This is a genomic window from Brevundimonas sp. (assembly GCF_032017145.1).
Taxonomy (GTDB): domain Bacteria; phylum Pseudomonadota; class Alphaproteobacteria; order Caulobacterales; family Caulobacteraceae; genus Brevundimonas.
In genome coordinates this window covers 23,317-37,218 of the sequence record NZ_DALZQC010000007.1, presented here as the reverse complement: position 1 = coordinate 37,218, position 13,902 = coordinate 23,317, and the positions used below count along the sequence as shown (strand labels likewise).

20 protein-coding genes are annotated in these 13,902 nt (G+C 64.1%); 11 read left to right on the top strand and 9 right to left on the bottom strand.

The annotated features are described in order from the left end of the window. Positions 1 to 135 precede the first annotated feature (135 nt). A complete protein-coding gene (locus RTU05_RS02340; RefSeq protein ID WP_291535286.1) occupies positions 136 to 372 on the top strand; it encodes a hypothetical protein in 237 nt (78 codons plus the stop codon). Positions 373 to 479: 107 nt separating this feature from the next. Here the strand turns inward: RTU05_RS02340 and RTU05_RS02335 are convergent, their stop codons facing one another. From RTU05_RS02335 to RTU05_RS02310, 5 genes are all read right to left on the bottom strand, one after another. Continuing rightward, on the bottom strand, positions 480 to 875 hold the full coding sequence (locus RTU05_RS02335; RefSeq protein WP_291535288.1) for a hypothetical protein: 396 nt from the start codon (positions 873 to 875) through the stop codon (positions 480 to 482). Between the two features lie 30 nt (positions 876 to 905). Further along, on the bottom strand, positions 906 to 1,367 hold the full coding sequence (locus RTU05_RS18260) for a Na+/H+ antiporter NhaA (RefSeq protein WP_409411584.1): 462 nt from the start codon (positions 1,365 to 1,367) through the stop codon (positions 906 to 908). Positions 1,368 to 1,618: 251 nt separating this feature from the next. Further along, positions 1,619 to 3,178 (bottom strand): acetyl-CoA hydrolase/transferase family protein, encoded by a 1,560-nt coding sequence (locus tag RTU05_RS02320; protein WP_291535290.1) that lies wholly within the window; start codon positions 3,176 to 3,178, stop codon positions 1,619 to 1,621. A 144-nt stretch (positions 3,179 to 3,322) separates the two neighbouring features. Next, on the bottom strand, positions 3,323 to 3,763 hold the full coding sequence (locus RTU05_RS02315) for a hypothetical protein (protein WP_291535291.1): 441 nt from the start codon (positions 3,761 to 3,763) through the stop codon (positions 3,323 to 3,325). Further along, the gene (locus tag RTU05_RS02310; protein ID WP_291535292.1) at positions 3,763 to 4,596 is read right to left on the bottom strand and encodes a universal stress protein; all 834 of its coding nucleotides are present in this window, start codon (positions 4,594 to 4,596) and stop codon (positions 3,763 to 3,765) included. Before RTU05_RS02310 ends, RTU05_RS02315 begins: the two co-directional genes overlap by 1 nt. Positions 4,597 to 4,646: 50 nt before the next feature. On the opposite strand from RTU05_RS02310, the gene RTU05_RS02305 reads away from it, so the two are divergent. Continuing rightward, a complete protein-coding gene (locus RTU05_RS02305) occupies positions 4,647 to 5,123 on the top strand; it encodes a cytochrome c (protein ID WP_291535294.1) in 477 nt (158 codons plus the stop codon). Here RTU05_RS02305 and RTU05_RS02300 read toward each other — a convergent pair. Then, positions 5,120 to 5,362, bottom strand: a complete 243-nt coding sequence (locus RTU05_RS02300) for a hypothetical protein (protein ID WP_312595351.1) — start codon at positions 5,360 to 5,362, stop codon at positions 5,120 to 5,122. The genes RTU05_RS02305 and RTU05_RS02300 overlap by 4 nt on opposite strands. 211 nt (positions 5,363 to 5,573) lie before the next feature. On the opposite strand from RTU05_RS02300, the gene RTU05_RS02295 reads away from it, so the two are divergent. Next, on the top strand, positions 5,574 to 6,167 hold the full coding sequence (locus RTU05_RS02295) for a cyclic nucleotide-binding domain-containing protein (RefSeq protein ID WP_291535296.1): 594 nt from the start codon (positions 5,574 to 5,576) through the stop codon (positions 6,165 to 6,167). Between the two features lie 76 nt (positions 6,168 to 6,243). Next, on the top strand, positions 6,244 to 6,792 hold the full coding sequence (locus RTU05_RS02290) for a pyridoxamine 5'-phosphate oxidase family protein (RefSeq protein ID WP_291535299.1): 549 nt from the start codon (positions 6,244 to 6,246) through the stop codon (positions 6,790 to 6,792). Positions 6,793 to 7,061: 269 nt separating this feature from the next. Here RTU05_RS02290 and RTU05_RS02285 read toward each other — a convergent pair whose 3' ends face one another. Beyond that, complete coding sequence (locus tag RTU05_RS02285) at positions 7,062 to 7,910, bottom strand: universal stress protein (RefSeq protein WP_312595347.1); 849 nt, start codon at positions 7,908 to 7,910, stop codon at positions 7,062 to 7,064. 237 nt (positions 7,911 to 8,147) lie between these two features. On the opposite strand from RTU05_RS02285, the gene RTU05_RS02280 reads away from it, so the two are divergent. Both RTU05_RS02280 and RTU05_RS02275 read left to right on the top strand, forming a co-directional pair. Further along, a complete protein-coding gene (locus RTU05_RS02280; RefSeq protein ID WP_312595345.1) occupies positions 8,148 to 8,435 on the top strand; it encodes a hypothetical protein in 288 nt (95 codons plus the stop codon). Between the two features lie 30 nt (positions 8,436 to 8,465). Then, entirely contained in the window at positions 8,466 to 8,789 is a 324-nt protein-coding gene (locus RTU05_RS02275) for an HPF/RaiA family ribosome-associated protein (protein ID WP_291535304.1), read from the top strand. 155 nt (positions 8,790 to 8,944) lie between these two features. On the opposite strand, the gene RTU05_RS02270 is transcribed toward RTU05_RS02275, so the two are convergent. After that, positions 8,945 to 9,250: a hypothetical protein gene (locus tag RTU05_RS02270; protein ID WP_291535305.1), complete on the bottom strand. Its 306-nt coding sequence runs from the start codon at positions 9,248 to 9,250 to the stop codon at positions 8,945 to 8,947. Positions 9,251 to 9,391: 141 nt separating this feature from the next. Between RTU05_RS02270 and RTU05_RS02265 the strand changes: the two genes are divergently transcribed. The 5 genes from RTU05_RS02265 to RTU05_RS02245 are packed head-to-tail and all read left to right on the top strand — an operon-like array spanning position 9,392 to position 13,235. Beyond that, positions 9,392 to 9,940, top strand: coding sequence for a BON domain-containing protein (locus RTU05_RS02265; protein WP_291535307.1), 549 nt, complete (start codon positions 9,392 to 9,394; stop codon positions 9,938 to 9,940). Between the two features lie 60 nt (positions 9,941 to 10,000). Next, complete coding sequence (locus RTU05_RS02260; RefSeq protein ID WP_291535309.1) at positions 10,001 to 11,059, top strand: sensor histidine kinase; 1,059 nt, start codon at positions 10,001 to 10,003, stop codon at positions 11,057 to 11,059. A 12-nt stretch (positions 11,060 to 11,071) separates the two neighbouring features. Beyond that, on the top strand, positions 11,072 to 11,791 hold the full coding sequence (locus RTU05_RS02255) for an alternative oxidase (protein WP_291535310.1): 720 nt from the start codon (positions 11,072 to 11,074) through the stop codon (positions 11,789 to 11,791). 4 nt (positions 11,792 to 11,795) lie between these two features. Then, complete coding sequence (locus tag RTU05_RS02250) at positions 11,796 to 12,761, top strand: L-lactate dehydrogenase (protein WP_291535311.1); 966 nt, start codon at positions 11,796 to 11,798, stop codon at positions 12,759 to 12,761. Between the two features lie 57 nt (positions 12,762 to 12,818). Continuing rightward, positions 12,819 to 13,235 (top strand): cytochrome c, encoded by a 417-nt coding sequence (locus RTU05_RS02245; RefSeq protein WP_291535312.1) that lies wholly within the window; start codon positions 12,819 to 12,821, stop codon positions 13,233 to 13,235. Here the strand turns inward: RTU05_RS02245 and RTU05_RS02240 are convergent. Then, entirely contained in the window at positions 13,232 to 13,900 is a 669-nt protein-coding gene (locus RTU05_RS02240; RefSeq protein ID WP_291535313.1) for a YoaK family protein, read from the bottom strand. The genes RTU05_RS02245 and RTU05_RS02240 overlap by 4 nt on opposite strands. Positions 13,901 to 13,902: the final 2 nt, after the last annotated feature.

Sequence of the window (13,902 nt, the reverse complement as noted above, 5' to 3'; positions counted from 1 at the left end):
GTCCGCTTCGCGGATTGCGAGATCAGAGCCGATCACGCACTGCGGCTCAACGACGCTGCCGGCTAATCCCCGCCGGTCTGCGTTGACGCGTGGCGCTTTCCCTGCGTCCCTGAGGCATCGATAAGGAGGATAGATATGGTCACCTCTCGTTTGCTCGTTGAGCGTGGCTCCAGCAAGGACCCATCCCAGGACTGGGGAGAGTTCCACTTTCTGGGCCTGCCGTCGCCTGCCGACCGCATCGCGGTGGAGTATGAGGGGCGTGTGCAATATCTCACCGTGCTCAGTGTTCACCACCGACCTGTCCCGAGCGGTACGACCACGGAGGCGCCGGCTGGTGACGTGGTCGCCAAATGGACAGGGGCCGAGCCCTGAGGCTTTCATTCTGCGTTTCGAGGTCCGTTCGGCGCGGGCAAGGTAGACTCCTGCCTCGCGAACTCCCCAATAGGTCCGACAACGCAGCGTGCCAAAGCCAACGCGCATCAGGGCTGGACGAGGACCCAGATCACCAGCCCTCCCATCGCGATGGAAACAGGCGCGATAGCCCGGACGCCTCCCACCGGGATTCGCTTGGCCCACCAAGCCGAATAGGCCGCGTGCCACAGACGCGGCAAGGCCAGGATCACACAGGCCGACAGAACCAGGAACAGGCCCACGACGGACATCAAGGTCGGATGGCGGGTGGACGCCGAGGCGATCAGGAACGCGGCCCCGGCGAGGAGGCGGAGCATCATCTCACCGATATGAACGCCCGGCGACCCACCGAGCCGGGCGAGAGCGGCCAAGGCCAGCCGTGGCCGGGCCAGCATAAATACGCCCAGCCCGACGAGCCAGACTCCGACAAGCACGACGAAGCCTCTTGAGGCCCAGACGATCATTGATGTTTCCTGCATATGCCGGCCCGTTCTTCAGGACTGCTCGACGCCGATCGGTTCGACGTTCGGGTCCGCCGCGACGGGATCGACTTCCCGACGTCGGCTCGCAAGGCCCAGCACAATGGCTGCGCCGATCGCTGACAGGATCGAACCGCCGATGACACCGAGTTTGACCTCTATCTGCTCGGGCGAATCCACCGCGCCCGGGAAGGCGAGAACGCCGATGAAGAGGCTCATCGTGAAGCCGACGCCGCACAGGAGCGACACGCCGTAGACCTGCATCCAGGTCGACCCTTCCTTGATCCAATCGGATATGGTCTCCTCCAGACGGATCGGACCGATCTGAAGCGCATGGGTGCTCTTTAGCCATGTGAAATAATCCGCCGACCAGGGTGAGTTGGCGACGGCGACCGCCGCGAGGCCCAGAACCGTGCCGGACGCAGCCTCGGTCTCCAGAAAATCGAGCGTCAATTTGCGCGCCACGGCGGCCTCCATCAATGCTGAAGCGTTCGTGACGCCAGGTTATCGACGGGCGTCGGACCGGATTCATCGCCACAGCGACGCCAGCCTGGCCGCGCAGCGGCCTGATTTCTACGTCAGTCCTTAGCTGATATCGACCAGACATCAAAGATGGACGATCAGAGATGAGCCGATCATGCCGCCAGCGGAGCTTCCTCGACGCCTCATAACCGGATTGTCGGCGCGAAACGCCATAAGCGTCGGCGACACCGTGCGTCATGGCGCGATCATTGACTTGACCGCGCCACCTCGAAGCTCCCGTCCGAAAGCGACGCCTGGACCATGGATTGGGTGCTTAGGTATCGCCTGTGCCAGGACAGTGCTTCGTCAAGCAGCATCGGCGTTTGCTGGCCGTATGATCCATTTACAGCCCGCTGATAGTAGTCCGCCAGCATCGGCCGATAGATGGGGTGGGCGCAGTTTTCGATCACGACCTTCGCGCGTTGCTTGGGCGACAGGCCGCGAAGGTCCGCAAGCCCCTGCTCCGTGACGATAACCTGGACATCCTGGTTGATGTGATCGACATGCGAGGCGTGAGGGACGATCGTCGAGATCGCCCCGCCCTTCGCCGTCGATGCGCTCATGAAGATCGAGATATAGGCGTTCCTGGCGAAGTCACCGGAGCCGCCGATGCCGTTCTGGATGCGCGAGCCCATAATATGGGTCGAGTTGACGTTGCCGTAGATGTCCGCCTCGATCATTCCGTTCATCGCGATGACGCCGAGACGCCGGATCAACTCGGGATGGTTGCTGATCTCCTGGGAGCGCAGGATGATCCGGTCGCGATATCCGCCCATGCGTCGGTTGACGCTCTCGCTGAGGTCCGGGCTCAGGCTGAGGGCCGTTGATGACGCCATTCGCAGCTTGCCGCTGTCCAGCAGCGCCATCATCCCGTCCTGGATCACCTCCGTGTAGGCGGTCAGGTTCTCGAACGGCGCCTCGATCAGACCGGTCAGGACCGCATTGGCGGTGTTTCCAACGCCTGACTGCAGCGGCAGCAGCGACGGCGGCAGGCGGCCCTTCTTCACCTCATGCTCGAGAAACTCCAGCAAATGCCCGGCGATGGCGAGGTCGTCGGCGCCAGGGATCGTAAACCCGGCGTTGCGATCCGGCCGGTCCGTCTCGACGATGGCGACGATCTTTTCGGGGTCACAACGGAAACAGGGTTCGCCGATCCGGTCGCCTGAACGGACCAGCGGGATGGGCACACGGTTTGGCGGCAGCGCTGCGCCGTAGTAGACGTCGTGCACGCCCAACAACTCGGGGCTCTGCCAATGGTTGACCTCGAGGATCACCTGGGTGGCCCGATCGAGCCAGGTCTTGTTGTTGCCCACTGACGACGCGGGGATCAGCGCTCCGTCTTCCCGGATGCCCGTCACCTGGATGATCGCCGTATCGAGCGGGCCAAGAATGCCCTGCCAGGCCGCGGGCGCGACCTGGCTGAGGTGCATGTCGAAATACTCCATCTGGCCACGGTTGATCTTGTCACGGCAGGTCGGGTCGGAGTTGTAAGGCAGCCGGAACTCGATCCCGTCGGCCTTGGCCAGGGCGCCGTCCAACTCCGGTCCGGTCGAGGCGCCGGTCCAGATACGCAGCTTGAAGGGTCGCCCCGCCGCATGCTCGGCCTCGATCCGGGCGGCGAGCGCCAAGGGCACTGCCGTCGGATAACCCGAGGCCGTGAAGCCGCTGAGACCGACCGTGGTGTTCGGTTCGATCAACCGAGCCGCGTCCTCGGCCGACATGATCTTGGCGCGATGTTCCGCGCTAAGGATGCGTTGATCAGTCATCTTCGGTTCCAATGCTCAATACAGTCCCAGCCGCAGGCCGCCGCCCGGCTCGATCTCCTCGGCGTCTTCGCGCGCAAACAGGCTCCCTTCGCGCACCCTGCCAACAGGCGACGTCGACAGCGGTCGAGGGCGGCCTTTGACAGGTCAAGGCGGCGCCGCACCGATGATGCCCACCGCCCGCGCGGCGAGCAGCATCAGCGCCACGGCGAGAACCGGCCCGAAAATCACAAACGTGTGGCGGGTGAGCCGTTCAGGCAAATAGGTGTCGGGAACACACGCTTGCCCCTGGGCGAGCCGGTTCACAACGGTTGTCAGCGGACAACTCAGGCCGCTCATCACGAAGAGCCCGATCTCCGCCGCCAGAAGCGGGCCGATGACGGACAGGGTCGCCAAGGCCTCGCCAGTGATGGCGACGAAAATGAGCATGGCGGTGGCGCCCGTCATCACGGCATAGATGAGCGTATGGAGCCCTCGCACTGCCTCGATCATGAGATCCGCGGGCGCGCGCGGCGAGATCTCGGACTCCCGCCTGGTTTTGTTCAGGCGTGCTGCTGGGGCTTCCGCGACGCGGGTTTGACGATCCATCAATGGCTGACGATCAGACAGACGGGAGCACCGATGAGAAGGTCATGGGTGACACCGCCCGACGCCCCGTCACGCATCTGAGCGTGTCCAGAGCCGCCAGCGACGATGAGGCCTGCTCGGGCGGTCTGGGCGAAACGAATGATCTGCTCGCCCCGTGCCGATCCGTCGCTCCGGACGACGTGTGCGCTGGCGACGACGCCATGGGTTCCCAGATAGTCCGCGACATCGGCCGTTCGCACCTTAGCGCCTGAGAGGGCGCCTTCTGCCGCGATCTCGATGACATGGACCCCTGAGGCTGACTTCAACATCGGCAAGGCGCCCAGGACGGCGCGCTGGGCCTCCGGACTGTCGGTCCAGGCGACGACGGCCGCCTCACCAATGGGCCCGCGCTCGGGATGCGACGGCGCTATGAGCAGGGGTCGCCCCGTGGCCATCAGAAGGTCTGCCGGATCGAGCGCCTCTATGGAAGCCGTCTCCACCCGGCGTTGGCCAAGCATCAGGATGTCCGCCGCCCGCAAGGTCTGGATCACGACCTCGCGGGGGCAACCTGTGCGTCCGCGCCACTCGAACCGCCCTGTCGTCGCATTCGCGACTTCCCAGAACGCCGCCTCGGCCCTGTTGACCCGTGTCGCCCCAATGTCCTGGTAGAGGGTCGCCGCTTCGCCGAGCATGGCTCCGCTCGTGTCGCCGTCTGTCGCCGGAGCCTCCGTCGGGCTCCCCATCACACCTAAGACACGGCCCCCAAAACGGGCGGCGATGTCTGCCGCGAGCCTTACGCGGGCCATGCCGACCTCGTTGTCTTCGACGTGGACCATCACGCTCGAGTAGTTCATCGCCGGCCTCCTGTGAGCCGACAGGAGATCGCAACGGCGAACGTCTCGCATTGATCGGGATCAACGAATTTCGGGCCGAACTCTGGGAGAAACGCTTTTCCCTCGAGGATTCACCCATGGTCATCCGGTCCGCCGTGGCGGCACTACTGCTTGCGTCGTGCGCGGGGGCAGACCACACGACGGCGCTCTCGGCTACCCCCATGACGGATGTCCCTGCCCTCGACCTGCCCGCTTCGGCTCAGCGCGGAAGGGCGTTTGCCCAGGCGCAGTGTTCAGCCTGTCATGCGATCGGTCCCGAAGGGACAAGCCCGCTGTCGCAGGCCCCGCCGTTGCGGGACCTCAGTCAACGCTACCCCGTCGAAGAGTTGGGGGAAGCCTTTGCCGAAGGCTTCTCCACCGCCCACACCACGATGCCGGAGTTCGTGCTCGATGCAGCCGATAACCGGGACCTGATCGCCTACCTGGCCTCCATCCAAAGCCGCCCCGCCCAGCCGAGGCGCGCTGTGCGACAACCCACTCGCCCCTAGTTTTGTCCGGGCCTTCGCGCCCGTCCGGAGAAGGTTTCGAAAAGGGCGAAGGGGCCGAGATGGCTGCTCAGGCGATGCAAATAGATTGCTGTCGAGCGGTAAACCTTCAAGAAAAACGCGACCGCTCGACAGGACGCTCCATCACGATCGGCTATCAATCCTTCCAAGGCGAAGCTTACATTTGAGACGATAGTGGCCGGCTTCAATATTTCCGGCAGCGTCATTTTGATCCAGGTCAAGCAATTGCCTAGGTGATCGCCCCATCTGGGCGCACAGTGTCTTATGTTGGTCGTTACGAAGCCTTTGCTTGCGCCGCGATCACCTCCGCCCCCCGGATGTGCCGAACGGCCCAAGGTCGCCGATTGCGACAGCTGCGGCGCTCGCGCGCTCAGCGTCTGCGGGGCCGTTGATGCGCCCGATCTTCAACGACTCGGCGACCTGGCCGAGGTGATGAAACTGAGAACGGGCGCCGTACTGATCCGCGAAGGCGAGCCGGCGCCGCATGTCTTCAACATCACGACGGGGTCGCTGCGGGTCTATAAGCTGCTGCCGGACGGGCGACGTCAAATCACAGGCTTCCTGTTCGCGGGCGATTTTCTCGGGTTGGCGATCGGCGAGACCTATGTTTTCTCGGCGGAGGCTATGGAACCCTCGACCGTGTGTCGGTTCCGCAAGGGCCCCTTCCGCGCGCTTGTCACGCAGTCGCAGCCTCTCGAGCACATGCTGCTGCATCGAACGTCCCACGAGCTTGCGGCGGCCCAAAACCAGATGTTGCTTCTGGGCCGCAAGACGGCGATCGAGCGGATGGCGTCCTTCCTGCTCGATCTGCCCGGGAACGATCCGGCCCGTCCATCGGCGCCGGGCCACGTCCGCCTGCCCATGAAACGCGGCGAGATCGCCGACTATCTCGGCCTGACCATTGAGACCGTGAGCCGCGTTCTCACCCGGATGAAGGTCAAGGGACTGATCTCGATGCCGTCGCGCAATGAACTCATCGTCGAACGTCCGCTGCGGCTCCGGCAGCACGCGCTTGGCGAAGTCTGACCGAAGCTGTTTGCGCCAGATCAAGGCTCGCGCGGCGCGCTTGCGCTAATGGGCAGGACCTGAGGAGATCTAGACCATGACGACGCCTGACATCTATCCGCCCATTTCCGGCGAGGCGGTCGAGGCGATCGCGCGCCTGTTGGCTCACGAACGGCTCCTAAGCATCGGGATCAATCGACCGGACGGATGGCCTCAGGTGACCACAGTCGGCTACATCAACGACGGGCTGAACCTGTATTTCGTCACCGGCCGCGAGAGCCAGAAGCTGGCCAATCTCCAGGCCGATCCTCGCGTCTCGATCGCGATCCATGCGCACGGCGATGCAAGCGGCGCCGTCGGAGTGTCTATGGCGGCCCGCGCCGCCGAGGTGACGGACGCTCATGAGGTCGAGCGCCTCAACCAGCTGATGTTCGCCAGTTGGCCGTTGATCAGCGTCTATTGCCCGGCGAGCAGCTCCGTCGCAATCATTCAGGTCAAGCCCGAGCTCATCTGCGCCATCAGCGCTTTCAAGGGACGCAGCAAGACCGAATGCTTCTCCCTCGGAGACGCCGCCATGCCACGATCGGCGGCGCCCGCAAAACGCGACGACGCTCAGACAGCCAGTCTGGAAGCGCGGTTGTTCTGACCACGAGGCCTTGCCGGCGGGTCGGCTCCGAACCCGGCCCTCCGGCCAGCGCCGCCGCGCCGTCGTCGGCGTCCCCAGCCTTCCGTCGCCTTGACCGCTGACCGGACAGCGGGGTCTGCAGCCTTGCGGCCTGCCGGCATGAGGACCCATGCGGTGCTGCGTCGGCCAGGACGACAGCCTTGCTCAGCTCTGTGATCTTGCCGTCCTGACCCGTTTTCCGCACCAGTAGCGACGCACAGAGCAGTTGCGCCCGATCGGCGAAGCCTCTGTCAGTGCGACAGCATCACCGGCGCCGTCATCGTTGCGCTCAACATGTGCTGCGTTGCGCCGCCCAGAATGAAGTCTCTCACTCTCGAGTGGCCGAAGGCGCCCATCACCAAAAGATCGACGTGGCGTTTCGCGACATAGGTCGACAGGATCTGACCCACGCCTTCACCTTGGGCAGGGACGACCTCGGCGACACCCTTGACGCCATGACCGGCCAGATGACGAAGGACGTCGACGCTCCGGTCGGCATCGACTCCCGGTTTGTCGCCAGCGACCGTCACGACCCGAACTTCGCCGGCCTGCTTCAGGATGGGCATGGCGTCGGCCATCGCCCTTGCTGCGGCGCGGCTGCCGTCCCAGGCGAGCACCACGAGATCAAGGGTCTGCGCACGATCCGGAATAGCGTCGTCAAACACGATCACCGGCTTTCCGGAGTCGAACAGGACAGCGCGTGCGACGTCCTGCTGCCCGTCGTAGGTCCCACCCAAAGGTACGATGCAGAGATCGCGCGTTCGCGCCGCCGAAGCGACATTGCCCGATATGTCGAACAGCTGGGCGCGCGACTGAAGGGTTTCGTACGGGACGCCGGCGGCGCCGGCCGCCGCTGCAAAGGCGATTAGGATTTCGTCGCACTGGCGGCGTGACCGTCCTTCTTCGTCCCGGGCCAGGCCGGTGAGATCGATCAGATAGTCGGCCAGATGATTGCTTCTGACCGGGAACGCCACCTCCGCCACCAGGCCGGTGAGCGTGCCGCCCAGGACCCCCGCAATGGCGATGCCGCGCGCGACCGACTGCGGCGACGCGGGCTCCGGATAGCTGTCGATGTGGAGCAGAATATCCGTCATGGCCATGGGGCAATCCTCGTTGAATGCCGACATTTCCATCATCCAGGGCGACGAGGTCGTTGACCCAGGTCAAAGACTTGAGCGCAATGGCAGAAAGTCTCCGCCAAGCATATCTGCGTCCAAATGCCACGCAGGTCTTTTTGGAACAGTTTCATATGCCGATCCCGTCCTCGCTAGAGAAAGTAGACCGGCTCTCATGACTGTATATTGGACTCCCATGCATTCTTTTTTCATCATGCGAACGTGATCAGCGACTCCGCAACCAATAACGCTCTCGACCGCTACTTTCATAGAACAATCACGGAGAGAATTATGTCGTCGAACCAGACTGAACAGGACGCCGCGCAGGTCGAGATCGCCAAACGGGCGATGGAAATGAAGACAGCTGCGCCGGCGCCCCATCACCCCGCTCCCGACCAGACTTCGAACCCGGGCATGAATGACACGCCCAATACAAAGATCGCGCCCTCCGGCGCCTTTGATGCGGAGGGCCAACGGCCTGTGCTGGAGCGGTCTCGCAAGGTCCGTTGAATTTTGAGTTACATACAGTTGGGAGACACCATGGATATTCAGATCAACACTTCGAACAACCTCGAGGGCCGCAATGCCGTCGTCGAGCATTTGGAAACCGTCGTCCGCGATCGGCTCTCGCGCTTTGAAAACCGCCTGACGCGCGTCGAACTCCACGTCGGGGATGAGAACGGCGACCGAAGCATTGGCGGTGACATCCGATGCCAGATCGAAGCGCGCCCGGCGGGTCGGGATCCGGTGTCGGTCAGCGAGCAGGCCGACACGATTGATCAAGCCGCCAGCGGCGCGCTCGGCAAGCTCGCAACGCTTCTGGATCGGTCGTTCGGAAAACTGACCGACCGAAAAGGTCACTAGGCGCCAAAACCGGTGACCGCCGCGCCGCACTGAAGGGTGCAAGGATCGCGCTGTCGTGAGGCCTGGGGAATCAGGATCATCCTTCAGACGCGCGACCGACGCGAAGAACCGACGACAGGTCCCGGCGCCAAAGGCGCCGGGGTCTGCGTTTGCGGTCACGATTGTGAGAAGCGGATCAAGGCGAAGGTGGCGAGCAGGGCCACGAGTCCACCGGCGACCACGCTGGTCGTAACGGGATAGGCGCGCACAGTCGCCGAAACCTGTTCGCGCGTGGTTGCGGCGGACGAACCTGCCGCCTCGCTTAACTGCTCGGCCGCCCGCGTGATGGCCTCTGCCGAACGTGCGACAGCGTCTTCGGCGTCTGCGCCAGTCTTCTTTGCGGCGTCCTGAAGGTGGTTGGCGGCTTCGTCGGCAAGCGCGTGCAGATCACGGCTCAAGGTCTTCAAGGCGGAATGCGTCATGGCTGACTCCTTTGGATGACGCCCACACTGAAGCCGACCCCACGCTGCAAGTCGGTGATCTGGATCAAGGTGACGACGGGGCGACAGGCCTAGGGTCCGGCCATCGCAGGACACGCTCTTCTCGAGCAGGCCGCTCCGGCGATGGAGGCCATCGTGAGAACCCAAACCTTAAGCACGCTTGTCGGGGCGGCCCTGTCGTCCGAACCGGAGTTGGACGCCGGCGCGATCACGGTGATGAACGACGGCTGCGTGGTCACCCTAGGAGGTTCGGTCGACAGTCTGGCCCAGCGGATCGCCGCCCAAAAGGCTGCGCTTCGAGCCGACGGCGTCCACGGCCTGGCGATGGACATTGAAATCAGACGTCCTGGCGAAGAAGACTTTTCTGACGGCGCGATCGCCAGGGACGCCGTGGACTGTCTCGAACGCGACAAGATCGTCGCAGGGGCGAAGATCCAGGTCATCGTCGATGACGGCATCCTCACCCTCAGCGGGAGAGTGCAACATGCTTGGCAGCGGCTGGCCGCGAGCAGCGCCGTGCACGAAGCGCACGGTCTCCTGGGCGTCATCAACGACATCATCGTCTCGCCCCCCATCGGCGCTTCGCGCAGGCCCGCGCCGTACCCAGGGCGGTCGGCGATCACGCGGGCCTGGCCGGCGCCCGGTGACTACGGCCGGTCGACGACATCTTGAAACCCTATGCCTGGGTCGGAACATCCGGCTGGCGTTATGGCCCCCCGGGAGTGGCCCTCTATGTCCACATCACTTGATCCGCCTCATGACACCGCGTTGAATCTTGCGCTGTCCCTAATCTCCGCCTCGGTCGCGCCTGTCTTGCTGCTCGACGGCGACCTTGCGGTCGTCGCCGCCAGTCAGAGCTTCATGGAGACTTTCAACGTCGGACTCGAAGATATCCCTGGCGCGCGCCTTGCCGATCTTGGCGACGGCGAATGGAATGTGCCGCAGCTCTGGTCGTTGCTCAAGGCCACCGCCTATGGGCAGGCTTCGATCCGCGCTTATGAAATGGACCTCAGGTCGTCGCAAGGCGTGCGTCGCCTCGTCGTGAACGCTCAACGTCTCGACTACGGCGACGGACACGGTGTCCGGCTTTTGCTCTCCATCCAGGACATCACAAACGCGCTTGAGAGAGAGCGCCAGCGAGAGTCTCTCATCCGGCAGAAGGATGATCTCATCCGCGACAAGGCTGTTCTGGTGCAGGAGGTCCAGCACCGAACCGCCAATAGCCTTCAGATCATCGCCAGCGTCCTGATGCAGGGTGTCCGCAAGGTGGGATCGGACGAGAGCCGCGATCATCTGCGAGACGCTCACCAGAGGATCATGTCCGTCGCTGCCGTTCAGCGCCAGCTGGCCGGTTCGGATCTGGGCGACGTGGAGTTGCGCGGCTACTTCACGGACCTGTGCCGTAGCATCGGGGACTCGATGATCCGCGATCACAACCAGCTCAGCCTGAAGGTCACGGTCGATGACAGCATCGCCCCATCGGGGAAGTCTGTCAGCCTGGGCCTGATCGTCACCGAACTGGTGATCAACGCGCTCAAACATGCCTTCCCCAACGATCGCGACGGCGAAATCGATGTCGATTATCGCGCGCAGGGCGACGGCTGGACGCTCATGGTCTGCGACAACGGCGTCGGCCTGCCCGAAGGTCCAGGCACAGCAAAGCCTGGACTCGGCACGGGCATCGTCCAGGCGCTCGCCAACCAACTCGGCGCGGTGATCGACGTGGCGAACGGCAAGCCAGGGCTGCGCGTGTCGATCGTCTGCCCTCCCTCCACCCTCGCCAAGTCCTGAAAGGACGCCCCTATGGTCAACTCCATCCTCTCCCCCGATCACGAGGCGCTGACTGCAGAGCGGAAGGCGGAGCCCTCCATCCACCATATGCCGCACGGGTTCTCGGACCGGTTCGCCCTGGGGTTCACCAAACTCCTTCGGGTCTGCGCCGACACCTTCTTCGCCAAGCGATACGGACACCGGGCCATCGTGTTGGAGACCGTGGCGGCCGTGCCCGGCATGGTGGGAGCGACGATCCAGCACCTCACCTGCCTGCGCCGGATGAAAGACGACGACGGCTGGATCCGCACCTTGATGGAAGAAGCGGAGAACGAGCGCATGCACCTGATGACCTTCATCGAGGTGGCCAAGCCGACGTACTTCGAACGGCTGGTGATACAACTCGCCCAGGCGATCTTCTATGTCGGCTTCTTCCTGCTCTACCTGGTGTCCGCACGCACGGCTCACCGGGTTGTCGGCTATTTCGAGGAGGAGGCGGTGATCAGCTACACCCTCTATCTCAACGAGATCGACGAGGGCCGTTCTCCCAATGTCCCCGCACCAGAGATCGCGATCCATTACTGGAAGATGGCGCCGGATGCGACCTTGCGGGACGTCGTACTCCTCGTCCGGGCTGACGAGGCTCACCATCGCGACGTCAATCACGGCTTCGCCAGCACCTTGAACGGCGAAATCACCGATCGCGCCCAGGCCGCGCCCTACCCTGCCCACGCTGCAGAAATCCGGGCCTGAGCCGATGTCTCTTGCGTCTCCTGTCCCTTCGTTCGGCCGCATCGCGATCATCGGCGCCGGGCACGTCGGTGCGACCGCCGCTTACGCCATCATGCTTCGCGCCCTCGTGCGCGAGATCGTCATCATCGACCAGAACGCCGCCCTGGCCGAAGCCGAGGCGGCGGACATCGCCGACGCCAACGCCCTGGCGCGACCCGCTCGGGTCTGGGCCGGAGACTACGCTGACGCCGCCAGCGCCGGTATCGCCGTCATCACCGCCGGCGGCGCAACGCAAGGGTCGCAGAGCCGGCTTTCCGTAGCGGCCGAAAGCGCAGCCATCGTCAAAGACTGCGTGGGCAGTCTGATGAGGGCGGGCTTCAAAGGCGTCTTGCTCGTCGCGGCGAACCCGGTCGATTTGATGACCCTCGTCGCCGCCGGATGCTGCGGACTTCCTGCGGGGCGGGTCATCGGCACCGGCACTCTTTTGGACACCAGCCGGCTGAAGCAGACGCTGTCGCAAGCGCTCGCCGTCGCTCCGGCGTCGATCGAGGGCCTCGTCCTTGGCGAGCACGGCGACAGCGAAGTCGTTTGCTTTTCGACGGTCCGGATCGGCGGACAGCCCCTCGATCCCTGCGGTGGAGACCAGCCTCGGATCGACAAGGCCTTGATCGCGCGCCAGGTTCGTGACGCTGGCTACGACATCGTCAAGGGAAAGGGGTATACCTCCTACGGCGTGGCGACAGCGATCGTTCGCATTTGCGAAGCGATCATACGCGACGAGCGCGCCGTTTTGCCGGTGTCCACACAGCTCACCGGTCAGTATGGATTTTCTGGGCTCTGCTTGAGTCTGCCCTGCATCATCGGCGCAGAAGGCGTGGAGAAAATCCTCGCCCCCGAACTTGATCCGCATGAGGTGGCCGCGCTGGCGACATCCGCCGAGGTGTTGCGGACAGCCTTTGAATCCCTGTCCGCTTCAGGGCTGATGCCGTGACCCTGCCGTTGACCTGGATCAACGACGGGGTGTCGTAACGCGGGTCAATGTCGGGGTATGTCCCTACTCTCCGCCGCGCGCCACACCGTGGTCCTGGTCACTGCTCTGACCCTGGCCTCGTGCGAGTCCGCCGTTCCCAATCCATCCCAGGGTCCGATGACGACCCAGACTCCATCATTGTCGATCGCCCTGCAAACCGAGGCCGCCTCACGCGGACGCGCCCTGGCGATCATCGGCTGCGCGAGTTGCCACGCCATCGATCCCACCGGATCGAGCGCCTTGGCGTCCGCTCCGCCCTTCCGCGATGTGGTGCGTCGCCGATCGCTTGACGATCTTGAGACAGCCTTCGCCACAGGCCTTGTCACCTCTCACCCCGCCATGCCCGCTTACGTTTTCAGGGCCAGCGAAATTGACGACCTGGTCGCCTATCTGGAGACGCTTCGGTCGCGGCCGATGTCCGAGGCCTCTCGCTAGCTGCGGCGAACCTTTGCTGACGCGGCGCTCTCTTGGGGCCCCATGAAGAGCGTGACTGTCGTCAGGCTTGCCATGACGAACACCGCGCCGACCAGGGCGTTCGGTCCGAACGCGCGATAGGCCAGAGCGCCGATGATCGCCCCGGCCAAAAGCCCGCTCCACAGAAGCAGGAACGGCGCCCAGCCGAACCGGTCGCCGCCCACAAGCGCCGCCGTCAATCGCTTTCCCATCTTCACAAGGGCGCCGGTCATGTAGGTCAAACCGATCCGGACCTCGCCATCTTCCGCAAACACGGTGTTCTCGGCTCCCATGGCGAGCACCATCGGTATCGCCACGAGCAGCCCGGCCCCAAGCCAGTGAAGAACCACGGCCAACGCGAGCAGAATGGTCACCAGGCCTAGCACAGCGGGGCGCCGCCAGATCGTGGCGAGCCGACCGACCAGCGCACCGAGCATTACGCCGATGACGAAGGTCACGAGCAGCAAGGCCGCGAGCCCGGCGTGCGCCGGCTCTTCGACCAGTCCGATCCCAAGCCGGGTGGTGTTGCCGCTCATGAAGGACACGAAGAAGCCCCCCGTGACCAGAAACCCGATCGCATCGACATAGCCGGCGACCGCGGAAAAGGCGGCGGCCAGCGCCCGCGTGCGATTATCGGACTGCAGCACCG

What these genes read in the sequence shown, in the direction of transcription:
- RTU05_RS02340 (WP_291535286.1), top strand. Translation starts at nt 136, where the DNA reads ATGGTCACCTCTCGTTTGCTCGTTGAGCGTGGCTCCAGCAAGGACCCA.
- RTU05_RS02335 (WP_291535288.1), bottom strand. Translation starts at nt 875, where the DNA reads ATGATCGTCTGGGCCTCAAGAGGCTTCGTCGTGCTTGTCGGAGTCTGG.
- RTU05_RS18260 (WP_409411584.1), bottom strand. Translation starts at nt 1,367, where the DNA reads ATGGAGGCCGCCGTGGCGCGCAAATTGACGCTCGATTTTCTGGAGACC.
- RTU05_RS02320 (WP_291535290.1), bottom strand. Translation starts at nt 3,178, where the DNA reads ATGACTGATCAACGCATCCTTAGCGCGGAACATCGCGCCAAGATCATG.
- RTU05_RS02315 (WP_291535291.1), bottom strand. Translation starts at nt 3,763, where the DNA reads ATGGATCGTCAAACCCGCGTCGCGGAAGCCCCAGCAGCACGCCTGAAC.
- RTU05_RS02310 (WP_291535292.1), bottom strand. Translation starts at nt 4,596, where the DNA reads ATGAACTACTCGAGCGTGATGGTCCACGTCGAAGACAACGAGGTCGGC.
- RTU05_RS02295 (WP_291535296.1), top strand. Translation starts at nt 5,574, where the DNA reads ATGAAACTGAGAACGGGCGCCGTACTGATCCGCGAAGGCGAGCCGGCG.
- RTU05_RS02290 (WP_291535299.1), top strand. Translation starts at nt 6,244, where the DNA reads ATGACGACGCCTGACATCTATCCGCCCATTTCCGGCGAGGCGGTCGAG.
- RTU05_RS02285 (WP_312595347.1), bottom strand. Translation starts at nt 7,910, where the DNA reads ATGGCCATGACGGATATTCTGCTCCACATCGACAGCTATCCGGAGCCC.
- RTU05_RS02275 (WP_291535304.1), top strand. Translation starts at nt 8,466, where the DNA reads ATGGATATTCAGATCAACACTTCGAACAACCTCGAGGGCCGCAATGCC.
- RTU05_RS02270 (WP_291535305.1), bottom strand. Translation starts at nt 9,250, where the DNA reads ATGACGCATTCCGCCTTGAAGACCTTGAGCCGTGATCTGCACGCGCTT.
- RTU05_RS02265 (WP_291535307.1), top strand. Translation starts at nt 9,392, where the DNA reads ATGGAGGCCATCGTGAGAACCCAAACCTTAAGCACGCTTGTCGGGGCG.
- RTU05_RS02260 (WP_291535309.1), top strand. Translation starts at nt 10,001, where the DNA reads ATGTCCACATCACTTGATCCGCCTCATGACACCGCGTTGAATCTTGCG.
- RTU05_RS02255 (WP_291535310.1), top strand. Translation starts at nt 11,072, where the DNA reads ATGGTCAACTCCATCCTCTCCCCCGATCACGAGGCGCTGACTGCAGAG.
- RTU05_RS02250 (WP_291535311.1), top strand. Translation starts at nt 11,796, where the DNA reads ATGTCTCTTGCGTCTCCTGTCCCTTCGTTCGGCCGCATCGCGATCATC.
- RTU05_RS02245 (WP_291535312.1), top strand. Translation starts at nt 12,819, where the DNA reads ATGTCCCTACTCTCCGCCGCGCGCCACACCGTGGTCCTGGTCACTGCT.